Consider the following 7,166-nt stretch of genomic DNA (forward strand, 5'->3'; position numbering starts at 1 on the left):
CGACCAGCGCCTCCTCGGCGGAGCGCGACGACTGGTCGGCGATGCCCAGGGCCGAGTTGATCGTGTGCCTGAGCATCCTCGGGTCACGCTGCCTGGCGATGTCGGCGAACCAGACGCCGTCCTTGAACTGGTCGCGCATCTGGTGCGCGATGCGCAGCGCCGTACGCGACTTGCCGACCCCGCCGATGCCGGTCACGGTGACGAGGCGGTGCTCGCGCAGCCGTTGCCGCAGGATGGTCAGGAGCCTGGTGCGCCCGACGAAGCTGGTGAGCTCGTTCGGGAGATTGCCGTCTCGCCGCCATCCTGATGGCGCTGCCATGGCCGCCTCACGGGGGTAGCTTGACACCTGACCATCCGAATCGTACCCGTCCGGGCGGCCGGCTGTCCCTGAGGCCGCAAAGCGGGCAGGAGTTTCCCCATCCGTCAGCTCGTGGCGCGGAGGAGTCGGCGCGACGCTGGCTAGCATGGACCCGTGACTTCGCTTGAGCCCGACGACCTGCATCCCGACGATCTGCGTCCCGTCGATCTCTCCGACGACGGCCCGCCGATCCTGCCTGACCAGACAGGGGACGACACCGACATCGGCTGGGGCACCTGGCGTGAGCCCAGCGACGACGACAGGCTTCTGGAGGACCGGCCGCCCCACTGGTAGGGGCGGCCGGGGATCACGAAACCACGTCCTTGCGCCGGAACCGGCGGAAGGCGAGGGCGACCAGGACCACCGAGTAGGTGACCGAGACGGCCACGCCCTTGACCATGCCGCCGTAGTCGGGTTGCGGCGCGAGGGCGTCCAGCCACGCCGTGCTCCAGAACGTCGGCAGGAACTCCCGCAGCGAGCCGAGGGCGTCGACCGCCTGCAGGATGCCGCTGACGATCACCAGGCCGACCGCTCCGCCGACGGCGCCCAGGGGCGAGTCCGTGCCGACCGAGAGCAGGAAGGCGAGCGCGGCGACCACGAACTGGCTGACCAGCACGTAGCCGACCACGACTCCGAAGCGGGGCAGCACGTCCAGGGCGGCGACCGTCTCGCCGGTGCCCGGCACCCGCACGTCGTGCCAGCCGAACACCAGGGTCCCGGCGAGCAACGCCATCGCCGGCAGGCAGACGACCGCCGCCGCCGAGTAGGTCAGGGCGACCACCAGCTTCTGCCGCAGCAGCCGGTCGCGGGGGACCGGGGCGGCCAGCAGGTAACGCAGCGAGGACCAGCTCGCCTCACTGGCCACCGTGTCGCCGCAGAACAGCGCGACCGCCACCGCCAGCAGGAAGCTCGCCGAGACCGACAGCGCGAACGCCGCGAAGTTCAGGCCGCCCTCGGTCGCCAGGTCGGACAGGCGCGGCACCCCGGAGGGCTGACCGGACCCGGCGCCGAGCTGGAAGGCGGCCACCAGGATCCACGGCAACGCCAGCAGCAGGCCGAACATCACCAGTGTGCGGCGCCGCCTGAGCTGCCTGGCGAACTCGACCGACAGCGGCAGCGTACGGCCGGGCAGGTAACCGGCCGCCTGGCCCTCGCCCCGCCCCGGGCCCTCGGGGACCTCCTCGACCGGCGAACCGGTCCGCGTCAGGATCTCGCTCATGCCTTCTCCCCGATCAGGTCAAGGAACACGTCCTCAAGGCGGCTGCCGGAGCCGCCACCCGAGCCACCCGAGGTGTGCTCGCCCAGCAGGTCGCGCACCGGGCCCGCGGTGACCAGGCGTCCCCGGCGCATGACCACCACGTGGCTGCAGGTCTGCTCGACCTCGGCCAGCAGGTGGCTGGAGACGATGACCGTACGGCCCCGCGCCGCGTAGGCGATCAGCACCTCGCGCATCTCCCTGATCTGCGGCGGGTCGAGGCCGTTGGCCGGTTCGTCGAGCACCAGCAGGTCGGGCAGGCCGAGCATGGCCTGGGCGATGGCCAGGCGCTGGCGCATGCCCTGGGAGTAGGTCCGGACCGCCCGGTCCAGCGCGGCGCCGAGCCCGGCGATCTCCAGGGCCTCGGCGAAGTGCGCGTCGTGTTCCGGGCGGCCGGTCGCCTTCCAGTAGAGCTCCAGGTTGGCCCGTCCCGTCAGGTGCGGCAGGAAGCCGGGCCCCTCGACGAACGACCCCAGCCGCGACAGCACGGCGGCGCCGGGGGAGATCCGGTGGCCGAAGATCCTGATCTCGCCCGCGTCGGGGTGGATCAGGCCCATCATCATCCGCATGGTCGTTGTCTTTCCCGCCCCGTTCGGGCCCAGCAGGCCGAGCACCTGGCCGCGTTCCACGGTGAAGGACAGGTCGTCGACCGCCCGTTCGCCGTTGCGGTAGGCCTTGGTCAGGCCGTCGATCCGCAGCGGGACGTCGGCCAGGGACGGATCGTGGTCCGTACGGCGGCGCCTGCGCCCGGTGAGCAGCAGGACCGCGGCGGCCACGACGGCGGCTGCGGGCAGCGCCCACGTCCACCAGGACGGGCCGTTCTGCGGGGTCCGCAGCGCGGCGTCCACCGGGACGGTCAGCGTGGGCGCGGCCAGCTCCACCTGGTAGACGGCAGGGGCGGCCGGGGTGCTGTAGCCGAGGTCGGTCGTGGTGAAGGCGACCCGCAGCCGGTGCCCGGCGTCGAAGCGGTGGTCGACGGCGGGCAGCGCGACGGTGGCCTCGCCCGTACCGTCCGGGGAGAGGGCGACGCGCACCGGGGCCACCAGGCCGTCGGGCAGGATCGGGGCCTGGCCACCCGGTCCGGCGTCGTAGAGCTTGGCGAACAGCGTCACGCCCTCCTCGGAGGCCTTGCCTCCGGTGCCTCCGGTGCCCTCGGCCCGCACCCGGACCCGGACCGTCGAGCTGCCGGTGACCTGGAGCGGGGCGGTGAGCGGGGCGGAGTCGAAGTGGGCGCTCTGGCCCGCCATCTCGGTGGACAGGCTCACCCCGGGCGAACCGCCGAGGCCGCCGAACCCGGGGACGGAGGAGATCGAGGAGGGGGAGCCGCCCGGCGGGTTGGCGACCGGCTGGGCGGGCCCGGTCAGGGCGACCTGGGTCGTCGCGGCGCCGTACAGGCCGGGGTAGGCGGGGGCGGTGGCGTGCAACTGGACGGGACGGCGGGTGCCCGGGTCGCGCCCGCCGTCGCGGGTGACGGTGAACGGGACAGTGGCCTGCCCGGCATCCCCCTTCAGATAGCGGGCGAACCAGGCGGTGGTCCGCTCGTGGATCCAGTCGGCCTCGCCGTCGCCGCCGTCGTGGCCGCCGTCGAACCAGGCGACGGCCACCGGGGCGCCGGTCGCGGCCACGGCCCTGGCGTTGGCGTCGGCCTGGCCCAGGGGGAAGAGCGAGTCACGCGTCCCCTGGAGCAGCAGCGTGGGGACCTTGATCCTGCCGGGCACGGAGACGGGGCTCGACCTGCGCAGGGTCTCGATCGCCTCCGGCGTCGCCCGGCCCGTCTCGGCGATCCGCTGGTAGACGTCGCACAACTCGGGCAGGAACCGGCCGCACCTGACCTCCTGCGCGCTCGCCGGAGGCGCCTCGCCGGTGGGGGTGGCGCCCCGCAGCGGGCCGGGAGCGGGGGAGGTGCCGCCCCTGCTGAAGAACAGTCCGGCCCACATCCGCTTGAACACCCCGTTCAGCGGGCCCCGCCCGCCCGCCTCGGGGAACAGCGCGTCGGCCAGGTCGTGCCAGGTGATCTGGGGGACGATCGCGTCGATCCGGTTGTCGTACGCGGCGGCCATCAGCGCGATGGCGCCGCCGTATGAGCCTCCCGCGACGCCGACCTTCGGGTCTCCGGCCGCGTCGAGACTGACCTCGGGCCGCCTGGCCAGCCAGTCGAGGAGCTGCCGCACGTCCTTGACCTCGTAGTCGGGGGAGTTGAGCGCGATCTGTCCCGTCGAGCGGCCGAAGCCACGGGCGGACCAGGTCAGTACGGCGTAGCCCTCCCCGGCCAGCCGTACGGCCGCCTCGCGCACGCTCTCCTTGCTGCCGCCGAAGCCGTGGGCCAGCAGCACCGCGGGGGCCCTGCCACCCCCGGCGGGCGGGAAGAACGTGGCGTCCAGCGTGACCTGCTGGTCGTCACGGGGACCGTCGAGCACCGTGACGCTCTGTTCCCGGGGGTGTGTCTCCTGGGCCGACGGCCACAGGACCCAGGTGATCACGGCGGCCACCAGTACGGTGACCAGCGTGATTCCGGCGACAGGCTTGCCCGCGAGCTTCATGCGGCGAGCTTACTGAGGGCAGCCTGAGAGCGACCTGAGACGGTCCGACAGTGAGAACATAGGGGGCAAGTGGCGACAAAAGCCCCTGAAGGGTGCAAGCATCTTCGTATGGGACTAACCCCTGCCGATCTCTCAGGGATGTTCCTGATTGCGGACCAAGGTAAAGGACGGGCATCATTTCGCGCGTGAAGTTCGTCGTGAGTCCAAAACGAAGCGCCACACAGGCCATCCAGTGGGCCCTGCCCTACTGGACCAGGGGAAAAGCGGGCAGGCAGACCCCGGAGGACCTGTTCCGGGTGCTCTATTTCGGCTGGCTGGTCGCCTTCTCCTTCAAGGTCCTGGGCGCCTCCTGGGACGTCTCCTGGCACTTCAAGTGGCTCCGTGACGACCTGGCGCCGCCGCACCTGCTCAACAGCGTCGGCACCGCCATCGCGCTCACGCTCACGATCATCCACCTCTACACCGGTTACGGCGTGGACAGGACCGCGCAGCGGCTCATCGGCTGGGGAACCGCGGTCTTCCTCATCGCCGTCCCGCTGGACCTGATCAACCACCGCGTCAACGGGCTCGACATCACCTCGTGGAGCCCGTCGCACATGATGCTCTACATCGGCACGCTGCTGATGGTCTCCGGTGTGACCAGGGGATGGTTCACGGGGGCGCCTCCCGGGCGCACCCGCACACTGGTCCTCGGCGCCCTGGGCGTCTTCCTGCTGGAGAACGTCTGGTTCCCGGCCCAGCACCAGGAGTACGGCGTGTTCGGCATCGCCGCCTGGGACCGGGGCCGGCCCGAGGCCGAACCCATCCTGCTGCAGTTCGCCGCCGACCAGATGGGCCGCGCCATTGACCGGGACATGGTGGTCAAGTTCTCGCTCCCGGTGCCGGACGAGCTCTACCCGGTCTACGGGGTGGCCGCGGCCATGATCGTCCTGGTCGTCGCCCGCGCGATGACGGGACGCGTCCTCACCGCGACCGCCGTCGCCGCCTCCTACGTCGCCTACCGCGCCGTCATCTGGCCGCTGCTCGCCGTGACGGGCTTCCCGCGCTCGGCGGTGCCCGTCTTCCTGATCGCCGGGGCGCTCATGGTCGACCTGGCGTTCCTGATCAGGAACCCGGTGCTGCGGGCGCTGGCCGGATCGCTCGCGGTCACCGTCGTGGTGGGCCAGGCGCTGCGCCTGCAGAGCGCCGCCTACCTCACCCCGCCGCTGGTCTCACCGATGGTCCTGGCGGCGGGCGGGGTCCTGCTGGCGGTGCTCTGGCTGGGCGCCGAGTGGGCGCTGACCCGCTTCAGGCTCCGGGCTCAGGACATGGAGGCCGTGGTCAGGGCGACCGCGAACCCGTAGGCCAGGCCCATCACGGTGAGTTCCGCCGCCGCCCACGCGACGACGGCCGTCCCCTGCCGCGCGGCGATGCGCGGCAGCAGGCGGAACCTGATGTGGGCGGCGAACGGGATCAGCAGCCCCACGCACACGGCCTTGGCGATCACCAGCAGCCCGTAGTGCCCGTCGAGCAGCGCTCCGGGCAACTCGACCCCCTGGGTCAGGGCCATCGAGGCCAGGCCGTTGACCAGCCCGGAGACGCTCACCAGCACCAGGGCCAGCGTCGCCAGCCTGGAGAACTTGGGCAGGACCCCGGCCAGCAGCTCACGGTCCCGCGCGACCAGCAGCATGATGACCAGCAGCCCGCCGGTCCACGCGGCGGAGCCCATCACGTGCAGCTCCATCGAGATCATGATCGGGTCGTGCCATATCGAGTTCACCGCGTGCCCGGTGACGGGGATCGGCAGCAGCCCGAAGAAGGCGATCACGATCCGCAGCTCGGCGGGCACCTTCTCCCCGAACCGTACGGCCAGCAGCCCGACGCCCGCGTAGGCGAGGGCGCAGGCGGCGCTGAAGAGCATTCCCTGGCCCGCGCCGACCTCGCTGACGTATGAGGCGATCATCGCCGGGGTGGGGACGGCCCCCGGGTTGAGCTGGGCCGTCTGGAAGACGATGACGACCAGCGCCAGCACCGCCCACGCCCAGGCGAACGTCACCGCGGCCGGTCTGGCCCTGCGCATCACCGGTTCGGTGCGCTCGGGGTCGTCGAAACCGAGGATCCTCGGCAGCACGCTGAGCCCGACGACCGCCACCGCCGCCAGGTCGAGCAGCACCCGCAGCACGGGCAGGCCGTACTCGACGACCGGGCCGGGCACGGCGATGCCCGGCACGGCGGCCTCCGCGGTCAGCGTCGTCGCGGCCAGTACGGCCAGCAGCGCGCCGGAGACGAAGCCACCGGCCACCAGCCTCCTGACCGATCCGGCCTCCGAGGAGCGCTCCAGCGTCGCGGTCACCGGGTCTCCTCCCGTCCTCCGCTGCGGCGCATCGCGACGACGGTCGCACCGCCGAGCAGGACGAGGGCGGCCACGATCCACAGCACGGCCATCCCGGCGCCGCCGTTCTGCGCGGCCTCGGCGGCCTGGGCGCTCAGGTCGAGCTCCTGGGCCGGGGCGCCGGAGGCCTCAGGGGCGCCTGGGGCGGCCTGCGCGGGGGAGCCGGTGCCGGCCGCGGTCAGGGTGAAGGTCACCTTGTCAGAGACCGGGTGGCCGTCAGAGGACAGGATGCGGTAGCCCACCACGTACTGCCCGGCGGGGCCGAGCGGCCTGACCCCGACGCTCACCTTCGCGCCGGAGACGGCGGTCTTGCCCTCCTCCCAGCGGGTCTCGCCGGGGCCGGTCACGCTGATCTGCGCGAAGCCCTGCCGTACCGGCTGGTCGAAGGTCAAGGTGATCCGCCCGGGGGCCGTGGCCAGCGAGGCGCCGTCCTCGGGGTCGCTGCCGACCAGGATGTTGTGGGCCCGCGCCGGGGTGACCACGCTCAGGAGCACGGTGCCCGTGAGCAGCAGGACAGTCAGTAGCCGCCTCACCGATCGTGGCCTTCCTGTGGGTTCGTCGTGTTCCGGTAATGCTCCCATCTTGGTGGGCGGGGGCGGGAATCGGCCACGGAACAGCCGCAGGCGGCGGAAAAGACGGGGG

The 7,166-nt window shown here is 72.3% G+C and carries 6 protein-coding genes and 1 pseudogene; 2 read left to right on the forward strand and 5 right to left on the reverse strand.

Annotation, left to right across the window (positions count from 1 at the left end):
- Positions 1 to 319, reverse strand: a pseudogene (locus tag ACFOYY_RS34335) (ATP-binding protein); the annotation flags it as partial.
- A gap of 153 nt (positions 320 to 472) precedes the next feature.
- Here ACFOYY_RS34335 and ACFOYY_RS34340 point away from each other — a divergent pair.
- Positions 473 to 652: a hypothetical protein gene (locus tag ACFOYY_RS34340; protein ID WP_352016439.1), complete on the forward strand. Its 180-nt coding sequence runs from the start codon at positions 473 to 475 to the stop codon at positions 650 to 652.
- A 13-nt stretch (positions 653 to 665) separates the two neighbouring features.
- Here ACFOYY_RS34340 and ACFOYY_RS34345 read toward each other — a convergent pair whose 3' ends face one another.
- Together ACFOYY_RS34345 and ACFOYY_RS34350 are read right to left on the reverse strand one after the other, a co-directional pair.
- Positions 666 to 1,577 (reverse strand): ABC transporter permease, encoded by a 912-nt coding sequence (locus ACFOYY_RS34345; protein WP_352016438.1) that lies wholly within the window; start codon positions 1,575 to 1,577, stop codon positions 666 to 668.
- On the reverse strand, positions 1,574 to 4,153 hold the full coding sequence (locus tag ACFOYY_RS34350) for an alpha/beta fold hydrolase (protein WP_386195300.1): 2,580 nt from the start codon (positions 4,151 to 4,153) through the stop codon (positions 1,574 to 1,576). The genes ACFOYY_RS34345 and ACFOYY_RS34350 overlap by 4 nt, the downstream gene beginning before the upstream one ends.
- 185 nt (positions 4,154 to 4,338) lie before the next feature.
- On the opposite strand from ACFOYY_RS34350, the gene ACFOYY_RS34355 reads away from it, so the two are divergent.
- The gene (locus tag ACFOYY_RS34355; protein WP_352016436.1) at positions 4,339 to 5,496 is read left to right on the forward strand and encodes a hypothetical protein; all 1,158 of its coding nucleotides are present in this window, start codon (positions 4,339 to 4,341) and stop codon (positions 5,494 to 5,496) included.
- Here the strand turns inward: ACFOYY_RS34355 and ACFOYY_RS34360 are convergent.
- Together ACFOYY_RS34360 and ACFOYY_RS34365 are read right to left on the reverse strand one after the other, a co-directional pair.
- Positions 5,454 to 6,485 (reverse strand): copper resistance D family protein, encoded by a 1,032-nt coding sequence (locus ACFOYY_RS34360; protein ID WP_386195302.1) that lies wholly within the window; start codon positions 6,483 to 6,485, stop codon positions 5,454 to 5,456. The genes ACFOYY_RS34355 and ACFOYY_RS34360 overlap by 43 nt on opposite strands.
- Positions 6,482 to 7,057, reverse strand: a complete 576-nt coding sequence (locus ACFOYY_RS34365) for a copper resistance CopC family protein (protein ID WP_352016434.1) — start codon at positions 7,055 to 7,057, stop codon at positions 6,482 to 6,484. Before ACFOYY_RS34365 ends, ACFOYY_RS34360 begins: the two co-directional genes overlap by 4 nt.
- Between the last annotated feature and the right edge of the window lie 109 nt (positions 7,058 to 7,166).

Source organism: Streptosporangium jomthongense (genome assembly GCF_042650425.1).
Classification (GTDB): domain Bacteria; phylum Actinomycetota; class Actinomycetes; order Streptosporangiales; family Streptosporangiaceae; genus Streptosporangium.

Coding starts and splice junctions, on each gene's coding strand:
- ACFOYY_RS34350 (WP_386195300.1), bottom strand. CDS start 4,153: ATGAAGCTCGCGGGCAAGCCTGTCGCCGGAATCACGCTGGTCACCGTA.
- ACFOYY_RS34345 (WP_352016438.1), bottom strand. CDS start 1,577: ATGAGCGAGATCCTGACGCGGACCGGTTCGCCGGTCGAGGAGGTCCCC.